Raw genomic sequence first — 25,563 nt, 5'->3', positions numbered from 1 at the left:
CACCGTTCTCGATCCCGGAGGTCGCCGGTCTCTGCCATGATCGGACGAGCCGATGGGAGGTGGGGGCGATGTCGACGATCGTGGTGGAGACCGTGGTACCGGTCCTCACGTGCGGCCGGTGCGGGGCGGCGACGACGCACGGGCAGCGGTTCTGCACGGACTGCGGCGTGCTGATCGGCCGGACCGTCGGGTCGGTCGAGTTCGACCCGTTCCGCGGTGTGGTCCCCGCGTCCGCCGGCGCGGTCACGGCGGCGCGCGGCCTCGACGTGCTCGTCTGCCTGATCGGGGCGGCGCTCGGCGCCGGCCTCTTCCTCCTCGCCCACACGGCGGTCCCCCGCTCGGACGCGGTCGGCACCTCGATCGCCGGAGCCGTCCTCGGCTTCGTCGTGACGGCCGTCGCGGTGGTGATCCGAGCCTCCAGGACGGGTCGTGGACCCGGCGGACTCGTGATGGCGACCCGCGTCGTCGACGGTGACGACGCGCTCGCATGCGGCCCGGCTGCCGCCGTCGGACGGCTGCGCGGTCGGCACCGACCCCGCGACGGGGGCCCGTGGGCCCGCGCCACGGGCACCGTCACCGCGTCGCTCCGTGCGGGTCGCGACCCGCTGTCGCCGGCCCTCGACCAGCTCGGCATGACGTACGGGGCAGCGGCGGCTGCGGGGGTCCGGCCCCACACGCCCACCCCGACGGGAGGACCGGTGCCGGTCGGTCTCGACGCCACACGTCTCGCGGGCGGTCCCGTCCCGTCCGTGCCCACCTCCGGCGTCGACGCCGACCCCGTCCCGCTGGACGCCACCGTGCTCACCTTCGACACCGGTGCCGTGCACTGGTTCCGCACCACCTGCGTCGTCGGCCGGAACCCCGAGGCAGAAGCGGGCGTGACGACGATCGCGGTGCCCGACCTGTCCCGCACGCTCTCGAAGACCCACACCGCGCTCGTGCAGGAGAACGGTGTCGTCCGCATCCGTGACCTGGCGTCCACCAACGGCACCACCGTCGTGCACACGGACGGCTCGTTCGACGACCTCGTCCCCGGAGCGGACGTCGTGCTGGAACCCGGCGCGACCGTCCGGATCGGTGACCACGCGTTCCGGCTCGACCGGGTCGGTGGTGCCGCATGAGCCGGTCACGCGGGCACGACCCGGACGCGCACCTGGTCGCGAAGCACCCCCTCGCCGACTCGGTCGGGGACGGCTCGGTGCGCATCGAGAGCCGCGCGGCGGTCGTGCACCTCGGCGTCGGGCGGCTCGACCTGCTCGGCCGGGCGGCGGCCGAGGGCGCTCGCCCGATCCTCGTCACCGACGGACTCTCCCGGCTCACCGAACCGTTCCGGCAGTACCTCGTCGACACCGGCGGTGCCTGGGTGGTGCGCGGGCAGGACGGGCTGCGCAACGGCCTCGACGGTCGGCGGCTCGACGCCTTCACCGACGCCGTCGTCCTCGGACCGCCGACGTCGGTCGACGACGTCGCCGTGCCGTACCTCCGGCCGGAACCGGCGGACGCGGAACAGCTCGTCGTCTCGGTGTCCGTGCGGCACCGTGCGGCAGCGGAGACGATCCTCGGCAGCACGGCCGAGCTCGTCGCGACGGAGCTCGCCGGCGCAGCGCCCACCGGCTGGGGCACGCACGAACCGGCCGGTCGCCCGTGGAGCCGGCACGACCTGACCGCGGCGGCGCGCGACCGGATGCCGACCTCGACGCGCTTCGTCGTGATCGGCCCCGGCTCGGCGTCGACGGTGACCGCGCAGCGCACCGACCACGGGGTCGAGGAACTGACGACCGGGCTGGTGTCCGCGGGGCCGATCGGCGACCCGGTGACAGCGATGCGGATCGCCGCGGTCCCGCAGGTGCTCGGGCGCCTCGCGGCGACGCAGCTCCCGCTGTTCGCACTCGTGATGCGGCGACCCGGACGCTCCGACCTGCTGCAGTCCCCCGTCCTGCAGGCGCCGCCGGCTCCGGTCGCGATGCTCCTCGGCGCGCCGGCCGTCCGCGACCTCGGCCTCGACCCCGCTGCGATGGCGGAGCGCTTCGGCGCCGTCGTCGCCGGACGCCCGCGGATCCCGGCGCTCGTGCTGCCGTTCGGCCGGCGCTCCGACCGCGACCCGGTGCGCGAGCTGGCCGACGTGCTCGACGACATCGGGTTCAGCCGGGTGGCGGACGCGACCGAGATGGACCAGACGACACGAGAGCGGGTGCACCGTGCCACGGAACAGTGACGCCGTCCTGCTGGAGAGCGTCGCGACCCACCGTCGGCGACTCCGGCAGGCCTTCGTGCTCGGGCGGCTCGCGGACCGCCGGCAGGTCAACGACAACGTCCGGCGGTTCATCGGCAGCGTGGTGCTCGCCGCGGTGGTGGGGGTCGGGTGCCTCGGGTACTCCTTCGTGACCACCGCCCTCGCGAAGCAGGCCGCGCAGCAGGCGACGACGAGCGGCATCGTCAGCTCGACCGCCCCGTCGACGTCGACCAGCACCGGCTCGACCAGCACCGACCCGACCAGCACCGACGCCCCGGAGGCACCGTGACCGACTTCACCCGAGTGACCGTGGTCGGGGCCGCTCGCCGTGCCGACGTCGTCGTCGCGTCCGACGAGCCCTTCGCGGGGCTGCTCCCCCGGTTCGTCGACATCCTCGACGAGCCGGTGGCGGACAGCGCGCACCCGGTCACCCTGGTGCGCATCACCGGCGAGGAACTCTCGCTCGGCGCCGGCGCATCCGACCAGTCGGTGGCCGACGGTGAGGTCCTGCACCTGGTCCGTCGCGCCGACGCACCGCCGCCACCCGAGGTGAGCGACGTCACCGACGTGGTCGCGGAGTCGCTCGGTCGCCGGGACGACACCTGGGGCGACGCCGCACGGCAGTCCGTCGCCGCGGCCGCCGTCGGCACGGCATCGAGTCTCCTGGGGTCGCTGGCGGTCATCGCGCTGAGCGCGCGGTGGGTGCTGCGTGCCGCACAGGACCAGGCCCCGTCGCCCGTCGTCCTGCCCGCGGTCGTCCTCGGTGCCGCGCTCGTGCTCGCGCTCGCGGCCGTCGTCGCCGGGCGTGCCGGTGCCCGGTGGACGGGGATCGTCCTGACCGCAGCGTCCGCGGGCATGGCGCTGCCCGTCGGCCTCGCCGGTGCGCCGCTGATGGCCCGCGCCGCCGACAGCGCGGCGATGCTCGCGGCGTTCGTGGTCATCTGGGCGTGGATCGCGCTCGGCATCGGCCTCGGGATCGGACAGCGGATGCGCACCGTCGGGCTCGCCGCGGTCGTCGGCGTGGTCCTCCCCGCCGTCGGTGTCCTCACGTGGCTCACCCCGGCCGTGCCCGCGGCCGGCTGGGGCGTCGTCGCCGTGGCCTCCCTCGTCGCCTGCGGCCTGCTGCCGTCCGCCGCGATGTCCTCCGCCGGGCTCACCGGGCTCGACGACCAGGTCGGCGCCGGCGGGCTCGTCGGTCGCCCGCGCGTCGTCTCCGCGCTCGACGACGCCTACCGCTCGCTCGACTGGGTGACCGCCGCCGTCGCCGCACCGCTCGCGATGGCGGGTGCCGCACTCCTCGGCGCCGAGGACCCGTGGGCGATCGCGCTCGGTGTCGTCACGGTCGTCGTGACCGCGCTCCGCACCCGGGCGTTCCCGCTCGCACTGCAGGGTGTGCTGCTCTGGTCCGCGGTCACCGTCGCCGCGGTCGTGGGGCTCCTCGACCACGCGACGGCGTCCCCGACGATCGTCGTGCTGGTGCTCGCGGGGCTGGCCGTCGTGGCCGCGCTCCTCGCCGGCATCCGGCCCGCCGCACACCAGCGCGCACGGCTCCGCTCCATCGGCAACGCGCTCGAGACCATCGCCGTCGTGGTGGCGCTCCCGCTGCTGCTCGGGACCTTCGGGCTGTTCGCCGCACTCCTGGAGACGTTCTGAGCATGGTCGACCTCCGCGACGCCGGCCCCGCACTCGTCCGGGCGTTCTTCGGCAGCACCGCCGGGGGCGCCCGCGAACTCGACGACGCGCACCGGGCCATCCGGCAGGGTGTTCCCACCAGCCGCCGGATCGCGTTCACCTCCCTCGCCGGCGGGACGGGGTGCTCGGCGACCGCGGCCGCCGTCGCCACGGTGCTCGCACGGCGGCGTCCCGGGCGGGTGCTCGGGGTCGACGGTGCCGCCGGCAACCGGTCGCTCGCCCGGTACGCGGGGACACCGCTCGAGGGCGCGACGCCGCCGTCTGCGCTCCGGGCCGGGGCCCGTGCGTCGTGGGAGGCCACCGACGGGCTGGCGCTCGCGCCGTCCGGACTGCACGTGCTGCGGGTCGGCGGCGTGGGGCCGGAGCACGGTTCCTTCCCCGACCGGGCGGCCTCGCCCGACGAGTGGGCCGACGCCGTCGACCCGATCGCCCGGTTCTTCGACGTCGTCGTCGGTGACTGGGGCCGACGGTCGCCGTTCGTCGACCTCGGCGCCGTGGCCGAGGACGCACACGTCGTCGCACTCGTCTGCGCCGCCGACCGTGCTGCGATCGAGGCCGCGGTGTCCCACGCGGACGCCGTCCGCGCCCACGCCACGGGGACCGAGGTCGTCGTCGTCCCGGTCGACGTCACCGGCGAGGGACAGCGCGCCGCCCGCACCGCGGAGACCTGGGACCACGTCCGTGTGCTCCCCGTGCCGCACGACCCGGCCGTGACCGACCCGCGCCGGGTCCGGTCCGCCGCGCTCCGCACCGGTCTCGTCCACCTGACGGCCGCACTCGTCGACGCGGCCGTCGACGCCACCCGACGCCCGACGGGAGCACCTCGGTGAACCGCATCGTCCACCGCCCGGCGCGGATCACGACGCCGCTCGTCCGCCCCGACGCCGAACAGCTCGCACCGCCGCCCCAGCTCCCCGAGGGTCCGAGCGGCGGGCTGCCGCTGCAGTCCCTGTTGCCGGTGGTCGGCGCGGTGTCCTCCGTCGTCATGATGGTCGTGCTCCGCGGGAACAACCCGGTGCTCATGGTCGTCGCAGCACTGGTCTTCGTCGTGGCGCTCGTCGGCGGCCTCGGCATGGCGTTCACCCAGCGCGGGAACGCCGTGCGCAACCGTCGCACCCAGCGCGAGCGCTACCTGGACTACCTCGAAGAGCTGCGGAGCGACCTCCGGGACCGCGCCCGCGAGGTCCGCGAACGCGCCGAGCACGTCGACCCCGCGCCGGAGACCCTCACCCGCCTGGTGCGCGACCCCGCCCGGCTCTGGGAACGCCGACGGCAGCACGGGGACTTCCTGCGTGCCCGCGTCGGCACCGGCGACGTGCGGTGGCTCGACCTCACCGTGCCCGCCGACCAGAACCCCGTCCAGCCGCTCGACCCGCTGATGCTCGTCGAGCTCGAGCAGGTCGCCGAGCACTACGGCACCGTCCGCGCGATGCCGGTGTCGGTCGCGCTCGACGACGCCGGGGACGTCTCGGTCGTGGGTGACCGGGCCGCCGTGCTCGACGTCGCCCGCGCCCTCGCCGCCCAACTGGCCGCGATGCACTCCCCCGACGACCTCCAGCTCGCCGCCGCGTTCCCCGCCGACCGCGACGAGGACTGGGCGTGGTTCGACCTCTTGCCCCACACCCGGATGGACCGCACCTTCGACGGCCCGCTGCACGCGCGCCGCGTCGCTCCGGACGTCACGGCGCTCGCCCGGGTGCTCGGCGCCGAGCTCGGCGAACGCGCCCGGACCGCCGCGATGTGGCGCCGCTCCGGCGAGTCCGCCAAGCGGAGCGACATGCCGCGCCTGGTCGTCTTCGCCGACGAGCACGGTGACGTCGCGGTCCCGCTGCCCCTGCCGGAGGGCGAGTCCCGCCCGGAGGACCTCCGGACCACCGTCGTGCACCTGGTGTCGGACCGCCTGCACGAACCCTCCGACGTGCGGGTGCGCATCACCGCGACGAGCACCGAGGACGGTCGGACCGACCTTCTCGTGGTCGATGCCCGCGACGTCGCCGAGGGCGAGCCCGCACCGGTGCAGTCCGCCGTGTGCGACCGCGTCGAGCCCACGGTGATGACCGCCGTCGCACGCGGGCTCGCACCACTCCGGCTGTCCGCCGACGCCGAGGAGCGGACCGAGTCCTCGGCCGCCATCGGCATCGCCGAGCTCATCGGCACCGACGACGTCACCGCGCTCGACACCGCCAGGACCTGGCGTCCGCGGGCGCCGCGCGACTTCCTGCGGGTGCCGATCGGCGTCGACGACTTCGGTGCGCCGCTCCTGCTCGACCTCAAGGAGTCCGCGCAGCTCGGCATGGGACCGCACGGCATCTGCATCGGCGCGACCGGCTCCGGCAAGAGCGAGATGCTCCGGACGCTCGTCCTCGGGCTCGCGGTCTCGCACCCGCCCGAGGACCTCACGATGATCCTCGTCGACTACAAGGGCGGTGCGGCGTTCGCCCCGTTCGCCCGGCTGCCGCACGTCGCCGGGCTCATCGACAACCTCGCCGACGACCCACAGCTGACCCGGCGCGCACGCTCGAGCATCGCGGGCGAGGTCCGTCGCCGTCAGGAGCTCCTCCGTGACGCCGGGTCGTCGCCGTCGATCACGCACTACCGCGAGCTGCGCACGCGCCGCCCGGAGCTGCCGCCGATGCCGCACCTGGTGCTCGTGATCGACGAGTTCGGCGAACTGCTCACCGCGGAGCCCGACTTCGTCGACCTGCTGCTCACCATCGGCCGCATCGGGCGCTCGATCGGCATCCACCTGCTGCTCTCCAGCCAGCGCATCGAGGCGGGAAAGCTCCGCGGACTCGACACCTACCTGTCCTACCGACTCGGCCTCCGCACCTTCTCCGAGGCGGAGAGCCAGGTCGTGCTCGACACCGGCGACGCGTTCCACCTGCCGGCGGTCCCCGGGTACGGCTACCTCAAGGTCGACACCAGCGTCTACACGCGCTTCCGCGCCGGCTACGTGTCGGGTCCCGTGGAGGACGCCGCGCCGTCGCCGAACGACGTCGAGACGACGCCGGAGCCGTTCGAGCTGCCGGTCTACAACACGCTCACGGTCGAGGACGACTCACCGGCCGAGGCCACCCTGGACTCCCCCGACGTCGGGCGCAGCGTCGTCGACGAAGCGGTCGAGCGGCTCGGTGAGGGCGAGGGCAGCACCACGCCCGTGTGGCTCCCGCCGCTGCCGACCCGGCTGGCGCTCGGTGCGGTGCTCGACGCCAACGCGCCGGCGGACACGACCGGCCTCCGGCTCCCCCTCGGGCTGCTCGACGACCCGGTCCGGCAGCGGCAGGCGGCCTGGCAGGTCGACCTGACGCTCGGCGGTGGGCACGCCGCCGTGATCGGGGCGCCGGGTTCCGGTCGGACCACGTTCCTCCGGACCGTCGCGACGTCGATCGCCCTGACGAAGACCCCGCGGCAGGTGAGCGTCTACGGCATGGACCTCGCCGGCGGCGGGCTCTCCCGCATCGAGGGCTTCCCGCACGTCGGTGGCGTCGCGACCCGGTCGGACCGCAACCGGCTGCTGCGGCTCATCGAGGAACTGCAGGCGATGATCCGGCAGCGCGAGACCGTGTTCCGCGTGCACGGGATCGACTCGCTGCCGATGCTCCGTGCGCGCCACGCCGAAGGCCGCGTCCCCGAGCTCGGCTCCGCGGACGTCGTCCTGCTCGTCGACGGCTTCTCCGCGATGCGCACCGAGTTCGAGGAGCTCGAGGACGCCTTCGGGGACCTCCTGCAGCGCGGCGGCAGCTTCGGCATCCACGTCGTCGTCGCGCTCACCCGCTGGAACGAGCTGCGGCTCGCCGTCCAGCCGCTCATCGGGCAGCGGTTCGAGCTGCGGCTGAACGACCCCGCCGACTCGACGATCGCCCGTGCGGCGGCGGCGACGCTCAAGGCCGGCGAGCCGGGCCGTGCGCTCACCGGCGACGAGCTGTTCGCCCAGATCGCGCTCCCGCTCCTCGACGACGTGGACGACGACGACATCGGGGACGAGCTCGACGCCCTCGCCCGCCGTGCTGCCACGTCGTGGGAGGGCCCGGCCGCAGCGCCGATCCGGCTGCTCCCCGAGTCGTTCGACCCCGCCGAACTGCCCGATCCGCTGGACACCCCGGACACCGTGCCGTTCGCGCTGCGGCAGGACACGATGGGCATCGTCGCGTTCGACCCGGCGCTCGACCAGCACCTGCTCGTGTTCGGCGACACCGCCAGCGGCAAGACGGCGCTCCTCCGTGGTCTCGCCGCGGGGTTCATGGACCGCGCGACACCGGACGAACTCGTCCTGGCGTTCATGGACGTGCGCGGCGGCGCTGCGGCCGGGACCCCGGACGAGTACCTCGGCGGCCACGCCGCGAACGGCCGGGACGCCCGGGCCCTCGCGACCGCGATCGCCGGCGAGCTCGAGGCCCGCGCGGCCGGCACCACCACGGGTCCACGTCCCCGGATCGTCGTGCTCGTGGACGACTACGACATCGTCGCGTCCGCCGGCACGGACCCGCTCTCGCCGCTGCTGCCCTACCTGCCGTCGGCCAGGGACCTCGGGCTGCACGTGGTGCTCACCCGCCCGGTGGCCGGCGCCGCACGTGCGATGTACGACACCGTCCTGCAGTCCGTCCGGGACGCCGGCGCGACGGGGCTCGTGATGAGCGGCGAACGCTCGGAGGGCCAGATCTACCCGAAGGTGTACGCCGAGCAGTTCCCCGCCGGCCGCGGCCGCCTGGTCCGCCGTGGCACCGCGCCGCGCATCATCCAGGTGGCGCACTTCCCGACGGCCGACCAGAGAGGCGGCTCCGATGCCCCGTGACCTCGTGATCGTCTCGCACGCGGCGCCCGACCTGGCGGCGTTCGTCGTGGCCGGTGCCGACATCGCCCCCGACCTGCGACTGCGCACCCTCGACGGCGCCGCGGTGACCGAGATCGTCGACCGGTCCGGCACCGCCGTGCTGAGCATCGCGCTCCCGGAGCTGCTCGAGGCCCCAGGCGAACCCGCCCGGCTCCTCCCCGCGACCACCGACGGCCCGGTGTGGTGGACCGAAGCGTGGGCGCCGTGGGGACCGAGCGGCGACGTCGGTGTCCGGGTCGCACGCGCCTTCGCCGACGCGATCGGCGGCCGCTGCGTCGTGGAGGACGGCTCGTGAGCGACCTGCCCCCGACCTCCGCGCCGCTGCCCCCGATGCCCGGCTCCCGGCGCGCCGCAGCGGCCCGGTCGCGCACGATGATCGTCACCGGTGCCGCCGGCGGGGTCGGCACCACCACGGTCGCGGCGCTCCTCGTCGACGCGATCGGTGGTCGGATCGGCGCCGTGGTGCAGGCGAGCGACCACGCCACCGGCGACCTCGCGGCCCGGATCGCGACGCTCGACCAGGCGACGTCGCGGCACGGCGTCCACGACATCGGGGTGCACCCCGCCGCGGCAGCCGCACTCGCCGCACCGTCCGAGAACGCGGTCGTCGTGGTGATGGCCGCCACGCCGGACGGCATCGAGACCGGCCTCGAGGCACTCGCCGCCGCGGGGTCGCCGGCGTCGCAGCCCGTGGTCGTGGTCGTCGACCGTGCTCCCCGTGCCGCCGGCGTCGACGACCGGGTCCTCCGCGACGCCGGTGCGTCCGTCGTGGTCCTGCGTCGCGACGAGCACCTCGCGCGCCCGGGCCGGGTGTCCGCACAGCGGCTCGCCCCGGCCACGACGGCGGCAGTCCGCGACCTGTTGACGCTCCTGGGCTGGTAGCGCCGGCAGCGTGCGCGAGACGCCGCAGCCTGTGTGAGACGCCGCCGAGGACCGCGGCATCTCGCGTGGCGAGCGGCGTCTCGCGGCGGTGGACGCCACCACCACGACGGACGGGAGGCCCGGTGCCAGCTGGCACCGGGCCTCCCGTCCGGAGGGGTGGACGCTACGAGCGCGCGGAACGCACCCGCTCGGCGAACGCCGCGTGCAGCGGGTGCTCCGCACCCAGACCGGTGATCTCGGTCACGACGTCCGCGTCGGACTTGTCGGAGCCGAGCAGCGCCTGCAGCTCGACGCTCTGCTCGTCGTCCGCGACGTCGAAGCGGAGCGCCGCGCCCATCGCGTCGAGGAGCGCGATCGGCTCGGTGCCGTCCTCGGCGAGGGCGGCAGCGGGCGAGACGAAGCGCTCGTCGCGGGAGAGCTTGCGGAGCGGCTGCCGGCCGACGCGCGTGACGGTGTCGGGGAGGTGCACGTTCTCGAACCGGGCGATGATCGCCTGGACGTACGCGCGGTGCACCTCGGGGTCGAGCTCGTGCCGACGGATCAGCAGGTCGCTCGTCTCGGCGAGCACGGACTCGAGCTCGGACCGGACCGCGGGGATCGCGATGGCGTCGGAGATCTTCTCCGCCCCGGCGACGAAGCCGTGGTACGCGACGGTGGCGTGCCCGGTGTTCACCGTGAAGAGCTTGCGCTCGATGGACGCGGCGAGCCCGTCGACGTAGTGCGCGCCGGGGAGCTCCGGCTCGGTCCCGCCGAACGGGGTGCGGTCGATCGCCCACTCGAAGTAGGTCTCGACGGTGACGTCGAGGCCGGCGCCCTCGGGCTGGGCGGGGACGATGCGGTCAACGGCGGTGTTCGCGAACACGGCCTTGGCCAGCGCGGCGTCACGGACGTCGGCGGGCAGCGCGTCGACGATGAACTCGCGGAGGCGGTCCGTCGCGTTCAGCGCGTTCTCGCACGCCATCACGGCGATCGGGGCCGCGTCGGCGTCGCGCTGCTGGAGCGCTGCGGCGATCACCGGGGCGATGAACTTCAGGACGTTCGGTCCGACGGCGCACGTGACGATGTCGGCGGCGGCGATCTCGGCGACGACGGCCGGCTCGTCCTGCGCGCTGTTCAGGGCGCGGAAGTTCGAGACCACGTGGTCCTGCGCGCCGGCACCGACCTCGTGCACGGTGTACGAGTCGGCGGCAGCCAACGCGTCGATGAGGGGCGCCGCGACGTCCGCGAACACGACCTCGTAGCCCGCCTCGTGCAGGAGCAGTCCGACGAAGCCGCGGCCGATGTTGCCGGCGCCGAAGTGGACGGCGGTGCGGTGGTCGGTGGAGGTCACTCGTTGACCTCGCCGAGGATCGCCAGGATCGCGGCGGTGTCGGGGGCGTCGGTGAGCTTCTGGACCTCGTCCTCGTCGGAGAACACGATCGCGATCTTCGAGAGGATGTCGAGGTGCTCGTTGTTCACGCCGGCGATGCCGACGACGAAGCGGACCTCGTTGCCGTCCCAGTCGATCGGGGACGCGTACCGGATGAACGACAGCGCCGAGGACTTGATCGCGTCCTTGGCGTCGTTCGTGCCGTGCGGGATGGCGAGGAAGTTGCCCATGTACGTCGAGACGCTCTTCTCACGCTCGAGCATCGCCGGGTAGTACTCGCCGGTGACCGCGCCTGCTGCCTCGAGGATCTCGGCGGCCTCCTTCATCGCTTCCGACTTGGTCGGCGCGGTGTCCTCGGTGTGGATCCGGATCTGGCTCTCCTGCAGGACGGGCATCGGTGTTCTCCTTGGTTCGTGGACGTGGTGGAGGGGGCGGGCCTTCGCCCGCCCCCTCCGATACTGCACTTCGTTACTGGTTCTTGAGCTGGTCGACGACCTGGTCGTACTGCGGCGCGTTCATGAAGTTGCCGACCGACACGTGCTGTGCGTTCGGGTTCTTCTGCTTGGCGCGGTCCGTCAGTTCTTCCTGCGTGATGATGAGGTCCTCGTCACCCGACAGGTTCGCGATGGCCTTGTTGACGACGGTGACGCCCTCGATGCCGGCCTTCTTGATCTTGTTGCGGAGGACGCTCGCACCCATGGCGCTCGAGCCCATGCCCGCGTCGCAGGCGAACACGACGTTCTCCACGCGGGTCGTCGTCGCGGTGCCGGCGCCGACACCGCCCAGGGCGGCCTCGGACTCCTGCTCGTTGGCGGGGCTGTTGTTGCCGAACAGGCCGGCGGTCGCGGCGTTGGCGTCGCGGCCCTTGGTGGCCTGCATCTTGTCGAACGCGGCGGTCATGTCGCCGCCACCGGTCGCCAGGTCGCGCTTGCGGGTCGCGATGAGGAAGAAGGACGCCACCGCGAAGGAGACGGCCGCCGAGAAGATCACGGACAGGATGACGCCGACGAAGCTGTCCTTCGCCGTCGCACCGAGCACCGCGAAGATCGAACCGGGGGAAGCCGGGGCGACGAGGCCGGAGTGGAACGCGACGTTCGTCGCGACACCGGTCGCACCACCGAGGATGACGGCGATGAAGAGGATCGGCTTCTGCAGCACGTACGGGAAGTAGATCTCGTGGATGCCGCCGAGGAACTGGATGATGATCGCGCCGGGAGCGGTCGAGCGGGCGATGCCGACACCGAAGAAGGTGAAGGCGAGGAGGATGCCGAGACCCGGGCCGGGGTTCGCCTCGAGCAGGAACAGGATCGACTTGCCGGACTCCTGGACCTGCTGCGCACCGAGCTGGTCGAGCACGCCGTGGTTGATCGCGTTGTTGAGGAAGAAGACCTTCGCCGGCTCGATGATGACGCTGGCGAGGGGCAGGAGCGAGTGCTGCACGAGGAAGTTCACCGCGTCGCCGAGGCCCTCGGCGATGAGCTTGAACAGCGGCGCGAGCCAGAAGAACCCGATCATCGCGAGCACGAAGCCGAGGATGCCGGCCGCGTAGTTGTTCACGAGCATCTCGAAGCCGGGCTTGATCTTGCCGTCCCAGATGCGGTCGATCTGCTTGATGAGGTACGCGCCGAGCGGCCCGCAGATCATCGCGCCGAGGATCATCGTGGTGCCCGAGGCGCCGATGATGACACCCATGGTCATGATCGACCCGACGACGGCGCCGCGGGTCTCGTAGACCATCCGGCCACCCTGGATCGCGATCGCGAGCGGGATGAGGTAGGTCAGGATCGGGCCGACGAGGCCGACGTTCGCGACGCCGCCCGTCTCACCGAAGCCGCCGAGGATGCCGACAGGCGTCCACCCGGTCTCGATGAAGAAGGCGGTGATGATGCCCCACGCGATGAAGATCGCGATGTTGGGCATGACCATGCCGGAGAGGAACGTGCCGAACTTCTGAACGGCGACGCGTGCGCCACCCCGCGACTTGGCGGGGGCGTCGGGCGCTGCAACGGACGACGTTGTCATGTGCGGTGACTTTCTGTGTGGTGGTGCTGCTGCGTGGAGGGGACGGGTTGTGGAGCAGGGGGCCTAGGCGGCGTGCGCGGCCGCGGCGGCGGACTTGGCGGCCGCCGCCGTGGACGCGGCGAGTGCCGCCCGGGCCATCTCGCGGGCTTCTTCGAGGGTGTGCTTGCCGAGTTCGGCACGCACGTCGGCGAGGGCCGCGGGGGTCATGGAGAGGGTGGTGGCGCCGAGGCCGACGAGCACGACCGCGAGGAGCGGGTCGGCCGCGGCCTCACCGCAGATCCCGACGGGCTTGCCGGCGTCGGCACCGGCGCTGCCGAGCTGCGCGACGAGGCGCAGGACGGCCGGGTGCCACGGGTCCTGGTAGGACGCGACGGTGCCGAGCATGCGGTCGGCGGCCATCGTGTACTGGGTCAGGTCGTTCGTGCCGATGGACACGAAGTCGGCGGACTGGAACACCTGCTCGGCCATCAGCGCGAGGGAGGGGACCTCGGCCATCACGCCGGCGGTCCGGATCCCGAGCTCCCGCGCGAGGTCGACGAAGTACTCGGTCTCCTCGGCGTCGGCGACCATCGGGGCCATCACCCAGAGGTCCGCCTCGGTCTCGGCGTCCGCCCGGGCGAGCGCCGTGAGCTGGTCGCGGAGCACCTCGGGGTGGTTCCGCAGGGCGCGGAGTCCGCGGCGACCGAGCGCCGGGTTCTCCTCGTCCTTGTCGGTGAGGAAGGGCAGCGGCTTGTCGGCACCGGCGTCGAGCGCGCGGACGACGACCTTCTTGCCCGGGAACGCGGCGAGGAGCTGCCGGTAGGACTCCTGCTGCTCGTCCACCGTCGGGGCCTTCGGGGAGTCGAGGAAGAGGAACTCGGTGCGGAAGAGCCCCACGCCCTCCGCACCGAGAGCGACGGCGCCGCCGGCGTCGGCCGGGCTGCCGAGGTTCGCCAGGAGCGGCACGACGTGGCCGTCCGCGAGGGCACCGGCGGTGAGCGGTGCGGCGGCTGCGGCGAGGCGGTCGGCGATGCGCTGTTCGACGTCCGTGACGAGCGATGCGGACGGGTCGGTGACGACGGTGCCCGCTGCGGCGTCCACCACGACGGCGACGCCGTCGGTGAGGTCGTCGGCACCGGTGACACCGACGATCGCGGTGATGCCCTTGGCGCGGGCGAGGATCGCGGTGTGCGAGGTCGGGCCGCCGTCACGGGTGACGAGGGCCAGGACCTTGTCGAGGTCGAGGAGTGCGGTGTCGGCCGGCGCGAGGTCGCGGGCGACGAGCACGAAGGGGGTGTCCGACTCGGGGACGCCGGGTGCGTGGACGCCGCGGAGCTTCGCGATGATGCGCTGGGCGACGTCGTCGAGGTCGGCCGCACGCTCCCCCATGTAGCCGCCCATCGAGACGAGCAGGTCGCGGAACTGGGCGAACGCTTCGTACACGGCACGCTCGGCGTTGGTGCCGCCGTCGATGCGTGCGTGCACGTCGTCGAGGAGCGTCGGGTCCTGCGCCATCAGCGCCTGCGCTTCGAGCACGGCCTGGGCGTCACCGCCGGCGAGCTGTCCGCGCTTGTTGAGGTCCTCTGCCACCGCGGCGAGCGCGGCGTGCACCGCCTGCTTCGCGTCGTCCGCCGAGCCTTCGAGCGCCGCGGTCGACGGTTCGCCGAGCGGGTCCGCCATCCGGAGCACGGGGCCGTGGGCGACGCCGCGGCCGACGCCGGTTCCGAGCAGTTCGGACATTCGAGACTCCTTCATCTCACGCGCGCTTGCGGTGGGGTGGTTCGGTTCGGTGCAGATGCGACACGAAACGGACCACGTCCGTGCGGCTGAGCAGCACACTACATCGATCCGCGTTGACAAACAAACACATCCGGGGATAAAAATGCACGAACGGATGCCCGTTTTCGTCTGACCGGCCCCCACTTCGGGCGTCGACCGACCGGTTCTCCTCCGTCCATGTCCGTTCGGTTCCGAGTACACCTGCGGACAGCACCCCACACGACACCCCTCCGAGACACCGAGGTCCGATGTACGCACCAGAGCGCCACCAGCGCATCGTCGAGCAGGCGCGCGCCGCCGGCCGGGTCGACGTCAAGGACCTCGCCGAGCTCCTCGAGGTCACCCCGGAGACGATCCGCCGCGACCTCACCTCGCTCGAGCGTCGCGGACTCGTCCGTCGCGCCCACGGCGGCGCCATCCCGGTCGAGCGGATCACGCTGCACCCGGGCGTCGGCGACCGCGGCGGGATCAACCAGGCCGAGAAGATGGTGATCGCCGAGGCCGCGCTCGAGGAACTGCCGGAGAACGGCTCGATCATGATCGACGCCGGCACGTCCACGATCTGCCTCGCCGAGATGCTCCCGCCGGACCGTGGCCTCACCGTGGTCACCCACTCGCTCCCGGTCGCGATGGCCGTCGCGAACCGCCCGGGCATCGACCTGCACCTGCTCGGCGGCAACATCCGGAGCGACTCGCTCGCCGGCGTCGGCACGTGGACGCACCAGCTGATCGGCATGGTCAGCGTCGACGTCGCCTTCATCAGCATCAACGGCATCACGCCCGAGCGCGGCCTGACGACGCACAACATGGCCGAGGCCGCCGTGAAGTCCGCGATGATCAAGGCCGCGCGCCGGAGCATCCTGCTCGCCGACCACACGAAGTTCGGCCGCGAGGAGTTCGGCCGCGTCGCACCGCTCGCCGCGATCGACACGATCATCACCGATCCGGCGGTCAACCTGGACCTCGTCCGCGAGGTCGAGGCGGCCGGCACCGAGGTCTTCTGGCCCGGCCGACCCTGACCGTCCCGGTCCCCGTGACCACCCGCTCGCTACCATGAGCCAACCACCCCATCGAAGGAGTTCATCGATGTCCGAAGCCACCCGCACCGTCACCGTCGCCAGCGGATCCGGTCTGCACGCCCGTCCGGCGTCGCTGTTCGTCCAGACCGTCACCGCGTCCGGCCACCAGGTCACGATCGCCAAGGGCGACAAGTCGGCGAACGCCGGCAGCATCCTCGGGCTCCTCGGCCTGGGCGTCGAGAACGGCGACGAGGTGACGCTGACCGTCTCCGGCGACGACGCCGAGACCACGGCGGACAGCCTGGTCGACTTCCTGAAGACGGACCACGACGCGGCCTGAACGCACCGGTCGCGACCACGACCGGACGGGAGGCCCGGTGCCGGCTGGCACCGGGCCTCCCGTCCGTTCCGTGGCCGTGTCGACGGCCGCGCCCGGTCTGGTCCCGGGCCGCGCCCGGCCGGGTCGGGGCCTGTCGGCACCCGCCGATAGGGTGTTCTGCATGACTCGCCTGCGCCTCGCATCCGTGAACGTGAACGGCATCCGTGCCGCCTTCCGCAAGGGCATGGGCGACTGGCTGGCCACGCGCGACGTCGACGTCCTGGCCCTGCAGGAAGTCCGTGCATCGACCGACGACATCACCGCGCTCCTCGGCGACGAGTGGGACGTCGTGCACGACCCCGCCACGGCGAAGGGCCGCGCGGGCGTCGCGATCGCCTCGAAGCACAAGGCGCACATCCACCGCGTCGAGCTCGGTCCGACGGAGTTCGACTCCGCCGGCCGCTGGCTCGAAGCGGACTACGAGATCGGCGGCACCCTGGTGACCGTCGTCTCCACGTACGTGCACTCGGGCGAGGTCGGCACCGAGAAGCAGGACGAGAAGTGGAAGTTCCTCGACGCCATGACGGAACGCCTGCCGAAGGTCCGTGCGCACAACCCGCTCGCGGTCGTCGTCGGTGACCTCAACGTCGGCCACGACGAACGCGACATCAAGAACTGGAAGGGCAACGTCAAGCGTGCCGGCTTCCTGCCGCAGGAGCGCGCGTACTTCAGCCGCTTCTTCGGGGGGGACGGCGAGCCCGTGAGCGGTGCCGACGGTTCGACGGGCCCGGGCCTCGGCTGGGTCGACGTCGGCCGTGCGCAGGCGGGCGACGTGGACGGCCCGTACACGTGGTGGTCCTGGCGCGGACAGGCCTTCGACAACGACACCGGCTGGCGCATCGACTACCAGATGGCCACGCCCGACCTCGCCGCGAAGGTGAGCTCGTACACGGTCGACCGCGCAGCGGCGTACGACCAGCGATGGTCCGACCACGCCCCCGTGGTCGTCGACTACGAGCTCTGACCCTCCCCCACACGTCTCCTCCAGCAGTTCAGGACCACCTCATGACCAAGCCCCGCATCTTCTCGGGCATCCAGCCCTCCGCCGGATCCCTCCACCTCGGCAACTACATCGGCGCCCTCATGCAGTGGAGGGACCTGCAGGACGAGCACGACGCGATCTACTGCGTCGTCGACATGCACGCCATCACCTCCCCGCAGGACCCGGAAGCGCTCCGCGAGAACACCCGGCGCACCGCGGCGCAGTACATCGCGGCGGGGATCGACCCGACCAAGTCGACGCTGTTCGTCCAGTCGCACGTGCCGGCGCACGCGCAGCTCGCCTGGGTGCTCAACACCATCACCGGCTTCGGCGAGGCGAGCCGGATGACCCAGTTCAAGGACAAGTCGGCGCGGCAGGGTGCGGAGTCCGCCTCGGTCGGCCTCTTCACGTACCCGATGCTGATGGCGGCGGACATCCTGCTCTACGACGCGCAGGTGGTGCCCGTCGGGGACGACCAGCGCCAGCACGTCGAGCTGACCCGTGACCTCGCGAACCGCTTCAACTCCCGGTTCGGCGACACGTTCGTGGTCCCCGACGCCCGGATCCTCAGCGACACCGCGCGCATCTACGACCTGCAGGACCCGACCAGCAAGATGAGCAAGTCGGCCGCGTCCGACTCGGGTCTCGTGCTGCTGCTCGACGAGCCCAAGCGCACCACGAAGAAGATCAAGTCCGCGGTGACCGACACCGAGCGGGAGATCCGCGCCGACCGCGCGGAGAAGCCCGGCGTCACGAACCTGCTCTCGATCCTGTCCGCGTTCACCCGGACGCCCGTCACCACGCTCGAGACCTCGTTCGCGGGCAAGGGCTACGGCGACCTCAAGGGCGAGGTGGCGGACGCCGTCGTCGCCGAGCTCGAGCCGGTCCGCGCCCGCACGCTCGAACTGCTCGACGACCCGGCCGAACTCGACCGGCTGCTCGCCGTCGGAGCCGACCGGGCGTCGGCGATCGCGGAGGACACGCTCGCCCGCGTTTACGACCGCATCGGCTTCGTGCCGCGTCCCCGGCGCTGACCGTGCTGCCCGTCACGCTCACCTCCGACCGGGTCCGCCTGGACGTCCCGACGCGCGCCGACACCGTGGCGATCACCGACGGGTGCCAGGACCCGGACGTCATCCGCTGGACGACCATCCCGACGCCGTACCGTCCGCAGGACGCCAACGCGTTCGTCGATGCGCTCGTCGGGCCGGGGTGGGCGTCCGACCGGGAGTACACGTGGGCGATCCGTCGCCACGGGTCCACCTGGCTCGAAGGGGTCGTGTCGTACCGCACCGAGCGGCGGGACATCGGCTTCTGGCTCGCGCCGTCCGCCCGCGGGCAGGGGCTCGTGCACGATGCGGTGTCGCTCGTCGTGGACTGGGCGTTCGCGCAAGGTGCTCCCGACGTGTACTGGGAGTGCTACGTGGGGAACGCCGCGTCGGCGAACGTCGCACGGCGGGCGGGGTTCGCGTACACCGGCACCGGGGACGCCAACATCCCGAACCGGGACGGCTCCCCGGCGACGGCGTGGAAGGGGCTCCGGCGTGCCGACGGCACCCCGGCGTCCGACCTGCCGTGGCCGGCGGAGTCGTATGCCGCGGGTGGGGGTCTCGCATGAGCTCCGCATCCGCGGCCGCTTCGGGCGATTCTGGCGCTTCGGGCGCTTCGGCCGCTGAAGTGCGGGCGATGCGACGCGGGCTCGAGCTCGCGGCGCTCGGTCCCGTGCTCGGTGACCACGCGCGCGTCGGCGCCGTCGTCCTCTCCCCCGACGGCGAGACCCTCGCCGAGGGCTGGCACAAGGGCGCGGGGACCCCGCACGCCGAGGTTGACGCGATGGCGAAGGTCGCCCCCGAGGAGCTCCGCGGCGCGACCGTCGTCGTGACCCTCGAGCCGTGCAACCACACCGGACGCACCGGCCCGTGCTCGGTCGCCCTCATCGAGGCCGGCGTCGGTCGGGTCGTCTACGCGATCGACGACCCGGGCCCGGCCGTGCACGGGGGCGCCGACCGGCTGCGCGCCGCCGGGGTCGACGTCGTCTCTGGTGTCCTCGCGGACCAGGCGGCCACGTTCCTCGAGCGCTGGCTCACCTCGGTCCGCCATGGGCGTCCGTGGGTCACCGTCAAGTGGGCCTCGAGCCTGGACGGCCGCGCCGCCGCGGCCGACGGTTCGAGCAAGTGGATCACCGGAGCCGCCGCTCGCCAGCACGTGCACGAACAGCGTGCCGCCCACGACGCGATCGTCGTCGGGACCGGGACCGTGCTCGCCGACGACGCCTCACTCACCGCACGCGGCGACGCCGGCGAGCTGCTCGCCGACCAGCCGCTCGCCGTCGTGCTCGGCGACCGCCCGGTGCCCGCCGACGCCGCGGTCCGCCGGCACCCACGCGGTTTCCTCCAGCTCCCGGGACACGACCTCCACGCCGCGCTCCGGGCGCTCGGCGAGCAGGGCATCCGGACCGTCTTCGTCGAGGGCGGCCCGACGGTCGCCTCGGCCTTCATCGCCGCCGGACTCGTCGACGAGGTCCTCGTCTACGTCGCACCCGTGCTCCTCGGCGGCCCCCGTGTTGCGCTCGGTGACATCGGCGTGGGAAGCATGAACGAGCGTCGGCGGTTGGACGTACTATCGACCACCAGCCTCGGCCCTGACCTGCTGGTGCGCGCACGACCCGTCCACGCCGACCCCGCTCGACGTCACGGCGAGCACGCTGACGACGGGGCCCGTAACGACCGGAGTACCCCATGACCGACGCGCTGACCTCCCCCACCCCGGGCAGTCCGGTCCAGTTCGAGGTGTCCACGAACGTGCCGACCACCCACGGCACGTTCGAGATGCGCGCCTACCGGGACCTCGTGACCGGGGCGGAGCACGTCGCCATCATCGGCGCGCTGCCCGACGGGTCCGCGCCCACCGACGGTGCGCTCGTGCGCGTGCACTCGGAGTGCCTCACCGGAGAAGCGTTCGGGTCGCTGAAGTGCGAGTGCGGCCCGCAGCTCGACGCCGCGCTCGACACCATCGCGACCGAGGGCGGGGTCGTCGTCTACCTCCGCGGGCAGGAAGGCCGGGGCATCGGCCTGATCAACAAGCTCAAGGCCTACCGCCTGCAGGAAGACGGGCTCGACACCCTCGACGCCAACCTCGCGCTCGGGCTCCCCGCCGACTCGCGTGCGTACGGCGGCGCAGCCGGCATCCTCGCCGACATCGGCATCGGGCGGGTCCGGCTGCTCTCCAACAACCCGGAGAAGCGTCGGCAGCTCGAGGAGCACGGCATCGTCGTGGACGCCCTCGTCCCGCTCGTCGTCGGCATCTCCGCGCAGAACGCGGCGTACCTGGACACCAAGCGCGACCGGATGGGCCACACGCTGCCGGCACACCTCGAAGCGGGCGCACACAACTGATTCGCAGGTTCGCGACATCCGTCGTACACTGTTGACCTCCCGTCACAAGCGGTCCACCACCAGCCGAACGCACCCGATCGACCCGTCGCGCCACCCCGCGAACCGAATCGGTGTCCGCAGTTCGGTACCGCTCGCGTCGTCCGACGACGCACTGTTCGGAGTCCTCCCCGCCTCATGTCCGCCTCACCGGCAGCACCCGCCTCAGCGCACGCCCCCGCCCCGAAGACGAACCCGCGCTCCCGCGTCGTCGTCGCGAGCCTCATCGGCACCTCGATCGAGTTCTACGACTTCTACGTCTACGCGACGGCCGCGGTCCTCGTCTTCCCGACGCTCTTCTTCCCGAACGAGGACCCCACCGCATCGCAGCTGTCGTCGTTCGTGACGTTCGCGCTCGCGTTCTTCGCCCGTCCCGTCGGGTCGGTCATCTTCGGCCACTTCGGTGACCGCATCGGTCGCAAGACCACCCTCGTCGCGTCGCTGCTCGTGATGGGCACCGCCACGTTCCTCATCGGCTGCCTGCCGACGTTCGACTCGATCGGCATCTGGGCCCCGGTCCTCCTCGCCGTGATGCGCTTCGCCCAGGGTGTCGGCCTCGGCGGCGAGTGGTCCGGCGCGGCGCTCCTCGCGACCGAGAACGCGCCGAAGGGCAAGCGCGGCGTCTTCGGTTCGATGCCGCAGCTCGGCGCCCCGATCGGCTTCCTCCTCGCCAACGGCCTGTTCATCGCGATCAACGCCGCGATGCCCGCCGGCGCCGACGGCACCCCGAACCCCGAGTTCCAGGCCTGGGGCTGGCGCCTGCCGTTCCTGCTCTCCGCCGTGCTCGTGCTCGTCGGCCTCTACGTGCGCTTCCGGCTCGTCGAGTCGACGGTGTTCCGTGGCGTCCAGGAGTCCGGCACCGTCGCGAAGGTCCCGCTCGGCCGCGTGTTCCGCACCTCGTGGAAGGCGCTCATCGTCGGCACCTTCGGCATGGTCGCCACCTACGTGCTCTTCTACTTCATGACCACGTTCACGCTGTCCTACGGCACCACCGGCTCCACCGCGTCGGCACTCGTCCCCAAGGTCGGGCTCGGCTACTCCCGCGGTGAGTTCTTGACGCTGCTCATGATCGGCGTCGTGTTCTTCGGCATCTTCACGCCGATCGCCGGCATCCTGGCCGACAAGTTCGGCCGCCGGAAGACCCTCATCCCGACCACGATCGGCATCGCGCTGTTCGGCCTGACGTTCCAGTTCTGGTTCGCCGCCTCCACCGGCCCGATCACCGTCGTGACGTTCCTCATCGTGGGGCTCTCGCTGATGGGCCTGACGTTCGGTCCGATGGGCGCCCTGCTCCCCGAGCTGTTCCCGACGAACGTCCGCTACACCGGTTCGGCGATCGCGTACAACGTCGCGTCGATCCTCGGTGCATCGCTCGCGCCGACGATCGCCCTGGCGCTGTGGAAGCCGGACGGGAACATCTTCCTCGTCGGGCTCTACCTCACCATCGCGGCGGTCGTCACCCTCGTCGCGCTCCTGTTCATCCGCGAGACCCGCGGCAGCGACTTCGGCGACACCGGTGCCGCACGCGCCGGTGTCCCCGCCGACGCCGCCGCGTCGGACGGTCACGTGCACACGTCCGGCAGCCTCGCGCCGTAGTCGCGCCCACCCCGCGGACGGGAGGCCCGGTGCCAGCTGGCACCGGGCCTCCCGTCCGTCTGCCCGCCGGCCGGCCTGCCGCGGCCTGCCCGCCTGCCGCGCCCGCCTGCCCGCGTTCCGTCCCGACTCGAAACGACAACGTCGCTGTCGTACGACAACGGTGCTGTCGTCCGTTGCTCGGGCGGTCTGTTGCGCGGTCCCCGCACCGACAGAGGCGCTGTCGTACGACAACGGTGCTGTCGTTCCGGGTCGGCATCTCCCGCCACCGCCGCCCGCCCCGCGCCGCGCCCGCAGCCCGCCCCGCGCCCGCCCCGCGCCCGCCCGCGCCCGCGCAGCGCCCCGCGCCCGCGCCCGCGCAGCGCCCCGCGCCCGCGCCCGCGTCCGCGCCACTCTTGCGACACCGCACCAGTCGATCGACTCCCATCGTGTCGAACCATGCGCACGCACACGCTGCTTCCGCATGATTCGACACCGCAGAAGTCGATCGACGCATGCCGTGTCGGAAAGCGCCCGCGAACCCGTCCGCGCCGCGCCGCGCCCGCGCCCACCCTGCGCGTCAACTCAGGTTGACAGACGTCGGCGCGTCAATGTAGGTTGACACGCATGGACCGGCCGACGATCACGAACCTCGCAGCAGGGGCGGCAGGAGACGACCCGTTCTCCGCGCTGGCCAGCGTGCGCGAACTGCGTCGTGAACTCGACCGGACCGAGGAACTCGCCGCCCGCCGCGCCCGGAACGCCGGCGCCTCGTGGCAGGAGATCGCGACGCTCCTCGGTGTCAGCCGACAGGCAGTGCACAAGAAGTACGGCAGAAACTAGGACACGATGAGCTCCCCCTTCGCCCGCCCGAAGAAGACCGACGGACCCCGCGCCACCTTCGGCCGCCTGCTGTCCTACCTGTTCGAGAACAAGCCCGCGATGGTCGTCATCATCGTGCTGAGCATCCTCGGCGCGGGCGCGTCCCTGGCGCAGCCGCTCCTCGTGAACCAGGTGGTCACGGCCGTGCAGCACGGCAACACGCTGAGCATGCTCGTGTGGGCGCTCGTGGTCCTGGTGATCGTGTCGGGTGTCCTCAACGGCGTGCAGCACTTCCTGCTCCAGCGTGCGGGTGAGGGCGTGGTGCTCTCCACGCGCCGCAAGCTCATCGCGCGGATCCTCAACCTGCCGATCTCCGAGTTCGACACGCGTCGCACCGGTGACCTGGTGTCCCGGGTCGGCAGCGACACGACGCTCCTCCGAGCGGTCCTCACGCAGGGGCTGATCGAGTCGATCGGCGGCATCCTCACCTTCCTCGGCGCGATCATCGCGATGGCGATCATCGACCCGCTGCTCCTCGGCATCACCGTCGCGATCGTCATCGTCGCGATCGTCGTCGTCGGCGGACTCAGCCGCCGCATCCGCATCGCCTCGAAGGCCGCGCAGGAGAAGGTCGGCGACCTCACCGCGGCCGTCGAGCGCGGCATCGGCGCCGTCCGCACCATCCGCGCCGCCGGTGCCACCGAGCGTGAGGTGCGCGAGGTCGACACCCACGCGACAGAGGCGTACAAGCGCGGCCTCGACATCGCGAAGATGTCCGCGTTCGTCGTCCCCGTCGCGAGCATCGTGATGCAGGTGGCGTTCATCGCGGTCCTCGGCGTCGGCGGCGCCCAGGTCGCGGCCGGCACCATCACGATCGCCACGCTGATCACGTTCATCCTGCTGCTCTTCATGATGATCATGCCGCTCGGCCAGGCGATGGGCGCTGCGGTCGCCGTGGCCCAGGCGCTCGGCGCGCTCGGCCGGATCGAGGAGATCCTGCACCTGCCGACCGAGGACCAGGACGACGCGGCCGTCCGACCGGCCGCAGCGGTCGCGACCGACGACGCCATCACGTTCGAACACGTGTCGTTCCGGTACGCCCGGTCCGGCGCGTCGGGCCCCGACGGTGCGGTCGCGTCGTCCTCGACCGACGAGCAGCCGGGAGGCCCTGGTCGCCTCGACGAAGCCGCTGACACCGAGCAGGCGGTGCTGCACGACGTGTCGTTCCGGGTCCCGCACGGCGCGCGTGTCGCACTCGTCGGCCCCTCCGGCGCCGGCAAGTCGACGACCTTGGCCCTCATCGAGCGCTTCTACGACCCGACGGACGGCGTGATCCGCCTCGGCGGCATCGATGTCCGCGGGCTCGACCGCGACGAGCTCCGTGCCCAGATCGGCTACGTCGAGCAGGACGCCCCCGTGCTCGCCGGCACCATCCGCGCGAACCTGCTGCTCGGGTCGCCGAACGCAACCGAGGACGACTGCGTCCGGGTGCTCGAGGCCGTCAACCTCGGTGAGGTCCTGCACCGCGACCCCCGCGGCCTCGACGCCCAGGTCGGCGAGGACGGCGTGATGCTCTCCGGCGGTGAGCGTCAGCGCATGGCCATCGCCCGGGCGCTGCTCGCCGCTCCCCCGATCCTGCTGCTCGACGAGTCCACGTCCTCCCTCGACGGGGTGAACGAGCAGAAGATGCGCCTGGCGATCGACGCCGTGGCCGAGGACCGCACCCTGCTCGTCATCGCGCACCGGCTGTCCACCGTCGTCGACTCGGACGTCATCGTCGTGCTCGAGCACGGACGGGTCGTCGGCATCGGCACCCACTCGGAGCTCGTCGAGTCGACGCCGCTCTACCGGGACCTGGCGAAGCACCAGCTCCTCGTCTGACACACACGAACACCGTCAGCCGCGACGGCCGTCCGCCGCTGCCGACCCGGTGCGCGCCCGGCTCAGAGCTGGGCGCCGCCGGGGTTCGCGAGTCCCTCGTCCATGTCGCTCGGTTCGACGTGTCCACCGGCTGCCCGGATCTCCTCGAGCGCGGCGGCACTCCGCGCAGGGTCGACCCCGACGACCAGGTCCGTGTACACGACGACGTCGAGTCCGGCACTGAGGCCGTCCTGCGCGGTCGCGAGCACGCAGTGGTCCGTGGCGATGCCGACGACCCCGATCTCGTGGACCTGGTGGTCGAAGAGGACGTCGGCGAGGTCTTCCCCGGACTCCGTCGTGCCCTCGAACGCGGAGTACGCGGGCTCGCCCTGCCCCTTCACCACGTGGACGTCGACCGACTCGGTGTCGAGGTCGGGGTGGTACTCCGCACCGGGGGTACCCGCGACGCAGTGCACCGGCCAGGTGGTCTCGAAGTCGGGGGCGTCGACCGTGGCGAAGTGTCCACCGTTGTCGTCGTCGCCGTGGTGCCAGTCGCGCGAGGCGACGATGAGGTCGTACTCCTCGGCGTGCCGGCCGAGGAAGGCGGTGATCCGTGCTGCCGTCGCGGCGCCGCCCGCCACGGCGAGCGCACCGCCCTCGGTGAAGTCGTTCTGCACGTCCACCACGATGAGTGCCCTGGTCATGCTCCGA

General features: G+C 72.5%; 22 protein-coding genes and 1 pseudogene. 18 read left to right on the top strand and 5 right to left on the bottom strand.

The window, feature by feature from the left end:
* Positions 1 to 68 precede the first annotated feature (68 nt).
* Genes EDF55_RS16585 through EDF55_RS16555 form a run of 8 tightly spaced genes read left to right on the top strand, consistent with a single transcriptional unit; the run spans position 69 to position 9,638 of the window.
* Positions 69 to 1,121 carry an FHA domain-containing protein gene (locus EDF55_RS16585; RefSeq protein WP_123656092.1) on the top strand — a complete coding sequence of 351 codons (1,053 nt, stop codon included), beginning with the start codon at positions 69 to 71 and terminating at the stop codon, positions 1,119 to 1,121.
* Positions 1,118 to 2,215: a DUF6177 family protein gene (locus tag EDF55_RS16580; protein WP_123656091.1), complete on the top strand. Its 1,098-nt coding sequence runs from the start codon at positions 1,118 to 1,120 to the stop codon at positions 2,213 to 2,215. Before EDF55_RS16585 ends, EDF55_RS16580 begins: the two co-directional genes overlap by 4 nt.
* Entirely contained in the window at positions 2,199 to 2,522 is a 324-nt protein-coding gene (locus EDF55_RS18940; RefSeq protein WP_165931556.1) for a hypothetical protein, read from the top strand. The genes EDF55_RS16580 and EDF55_RS18940 overlap by 17 nt, the downstream gene beginning before the upstream one ends.
* On the top strand, positions 2,519 to 3,886 hold the full coding sequence (locus EDF55_RS16575; protein ID WP_185017499.1) for an EsaB/YukD family protein: 1,368 nt from the start codon (positions 2,519 to 2,521) through the stop codon (positions 3,884 to 3,886). The genes EDF55_RS18940 and EDF55_RS16575 overlap by 4 nt, the downstream gene beginning before the upstream one ends.
* A gap of 2 nt (positions 3,887 to 3,888) precedes the next feature.
* A complete protein-coding gene (locus EDF55_RS16570; protein ID WP_123656089.1) occupies positions 3,889 to 4,755 on the top strand; it encodes a hypothetical protein in 867 nt (288 codons plus the stop codon).
* Complete coding sequence (eccCa, locus tag EDF55_RS16565) at positions 4,752 to 8,717, top strand: type VII secretion protein EccCa (protein ID WP_123656088.1); 3,966 nt, start codon at positions 4,752 to 4,754, stop codon at positions 8,715 to 8,717. Before EDF55_RS16570 ends, eccCa begins: the two co-directional genes overlap by 4 nt.
* Positions 8,707 to 9,051 carry a hypothetical protein gene (locus tag EDF55_RS16560; RefSeq protein ID WP_123656087.1) on the top strand — a complete coding sequence of 115 codons (345 nt, stop codon included), beginning with the start codon at positions 8,707 to 8,709 and terminating at the stop codon, positions 9,049 to 9,051. Before eccCa ends, EDF55_RS16560 begins: the two co-directional genes overlap by 11 nt.
* Positions 9,048 to 9,638: a hypothetical protein gene (locus EDF55_RS16555; protein WP_123656086.1), complete on the top strand. Its 591-nt coding sequence runs from the start codon at positions 9,048 to 9,050 to the stop codon at positions 9,636 to 9,638. Before EDF55_RS16560 ends, EDF55_RS16555 begins: the two co-directional genes overlap by 4 nt.
* Positions 9,639 to 9,801: 163 nt before the next feature.
* Here the strand turns inward: EDF55_RS16555 and EDF55_RS16550 are convergent, their stop codons facing one another.
* The 4 genes from EDF55_RS16550 to ptsP all read right to left on the bottom strand — a co-directional run bounded on the left by EDF55_RS16550 (position 9,802) and on the right by ptsP (position 14,748).
* Complete coding sequence (locus EDF55_RS16550; protein WP_123656085.1) at positions 9,802 to 10,968, bottom strand: mannitol-1-phosphate 5-dehydrogenase; 1,167 nt, start codon at positions 10,966 to 10,968, stop codon at positions 9,802 to 9,804.
* Positions 10,965 to 11,402 (bottom strand): PTS sugar transporter subunit IIA, encoded by a 438-nt coding sequence (locus EDF55_RS16545; protein ID WP_123656084.1) that lies wholly within the window; start codon positions 11,400 to 11,402, stop codon positions 10,965 to 10,967. Before EDF55_RS16545 ends, EDF55_RS16550 begins: the two co-directional genes overlap by 4 nt.
* Before the next feature lie 73 nt (positions 11,403 to 11,475).
* Positions 11,476 to 13,029 (bottom strand): PTS mannitol transporter subunit IICB, encoded by a 1,554-nt coding sequence (locus EDF55_RS16540; RefSeq protein WP_165931554.1) that lies wholly within the window; start codon positions 13,027 to 13,029, stop codon positions 11,476 to 11,478.
* 63 nt (positions 13,030 to 13,092) lie between these two features.
* Positions 13,093 to 14,748, bottom strand: coding sequence for a phosphoenolpyruvate--protein phosphotransferase (gene ptsP, locus EDF55_RS16535; protein WP_123656083.1), 1,656 nt, complete (start codon positions 14,746 to 14,748; stop codon positions 13,093 to 13,095).
* A gap of 287 nt (positions 14,749 to 15,035) precedes the next feature.
* On the opposite strand from ptsP, the gene EDF55_RS16530 reads away from it, so the two are divergent.
* The 10 genes and pseudogenes from EDF55_RS16530 to EDF55_RS16480 all read left to right on the top strand — a co-directional run bounded on the left by EDF55_RS16530 (position 15,036) and on the right by EDF55_RS16480 (position 24,873).
* The gene (locus tag EDF55_RS16530) at positions 15,036 to 15,806 is read left to right on the top strand and encodes a DeoR/GlpR family DNA-binding transcription regulator (protein ID WP_123656082.1); all 771 of its coding nucleotides are present in this window, start codon (positions 15,036 to 15,038) and stop codon (positions 15,804 to 15,806) included.
* Positions 15,807 to 15,873: 67 nt separating this feature from the next.
* Entirely contained in the window at positions 15,874 to 16,146 is a 273-nt protein-coding gene (locus tag EDF55_RS16525) for an HPr family phosphocarrier protein (protein WP_123656081.1), read from the top strand.
* 160 nt (positions 16,147 to 16,306) lie between these two features.
* On the top strand, positions 16,307 to 17,149 hold the full coding sequence (locus EDF55_RS16520) for an exodeoxyribonuclease III (protein ID WP_123656080.1): 843 nt from the start codon (positions 16,307 to 16,309) through the stop codon (positions 17,147 to 17,149).
* A gap of 41 nt (positions 17,150 to 17,190) precedes the next feature.
* A complete protein-coding gene (gene trpS / locus EDF55_RS16515; RefSeq protein WP_123656079.1) occupies positions 17,191 to 18,201 on the top strand; it encodes a tryptophan--tRNA ligase in 1,011 nt (336 codons plus the stop codon).
* 2 nt (positions 18,202 to 18,203) lie between these two features.
* A complete protein-coding gene (locus EDF55_RS16510; RefSeq protein ID WP_185017497.1) occupies positions 18,204 to 18,785 on the top strand; it encodes a GNAT family N-acetyltransferase in 582 nt (193 codons plus the stop codon).
* A gap of 68 nt (positions 18,786 to 18,853) precedes the next feature.
* Positions 18,854 to 19,909, top strand: coding sequence for a bifunctional diaminohydroxyphosphoribosylaminopyrimidine deaminase/5-amino-6-(5-phosphoribosylamino)uracil reductase RibD (gene ribD / locus EDF55_RS16505; protein ID WP_185017495.1), 1,056 nt, complete (start codon positions 18,854 to 18,856; stop codon positions 19,907 to 19,909).
* An 11-nt stretch (positions 19,910 to 19,920) separates the two neighbouring features.
* Positions 19,921 to 20,562 (top strand): annotated as a pseudogene (gene ribA / locus EDF55_RS16500) (GTP cyclohydrolase II); the annotation flags it as partial.
* Between the two features lie 174 nt (positions 20,563 to 20,736).
* Positions 20,737 to 22,194, top strand: a complete 1,458-nt coding sequence (locus tag EDF55_RS16495; protein WP_123656075.1) for an MFS transporter — start codon at positions 20,737 to 20,739, stop codon at positions 22,192 to 22,194.
* Positions 22,195 to 22,797: 603 nt separating this feature from the next.
* Positions 22,798 to 23,013: a hypothetical protein gene (locus EDF55_RS16485; RefSeq protein ID WP_123656074.1), complete on the top strand. Its 216-nt coding sequence runs from the start codon at positions 22,798 to 22,800 to the stop codon at positions 23,011 to 23,013.
* 6 nt (positions 23,014 to 23,019) lie between these two features.
* The gene (locus EDF55_RS16480) at positions 23,020 to 24,873 is read left to right on the top strand and encodes an ABC transporter ATP-binding protein (protein ID WP_123656073.1); all 1,854 of its coding nucleotides are present in this window, start codon (positions 23,020 to 23,022) and stop codon (positions 24,871 to 24,873) included.
* A 62-nt stretch (positions 24,874 to 24,935) separates the two neighbouring features.
* Here EDF55_RS16480 and EDF55_RS16475 read toward each other — a convergent pair whose 3' ends face one another.
* Positions 24,936 to 25,556: an isochorismatase family protein gene (locus EDF55_RS16475; protein ID WP_123656072.1), complete on the bottom strand. Its 621-nt coding sequence runs from the start codon at positions 25,554 to 25,556 to the stop codon at positions 24,936 to 24,938.
* Positions 25,557 to 25,563: the final 7 nt, after the last annotated feature.

The sequence above is a fragment of the Curtobacterium sp. ZW137 genome, from assembly GCF_003762905.1.
GTDB lineage: Bacteria > Actinomycetota > Actinomycetes > Actinomycetales > Microbacteriaceae > Curtobacterium.
Note: the sequence above shows the minus strand (reverse complement) of the source record. Positions and strands in the feature narration are given on the sequence as shown.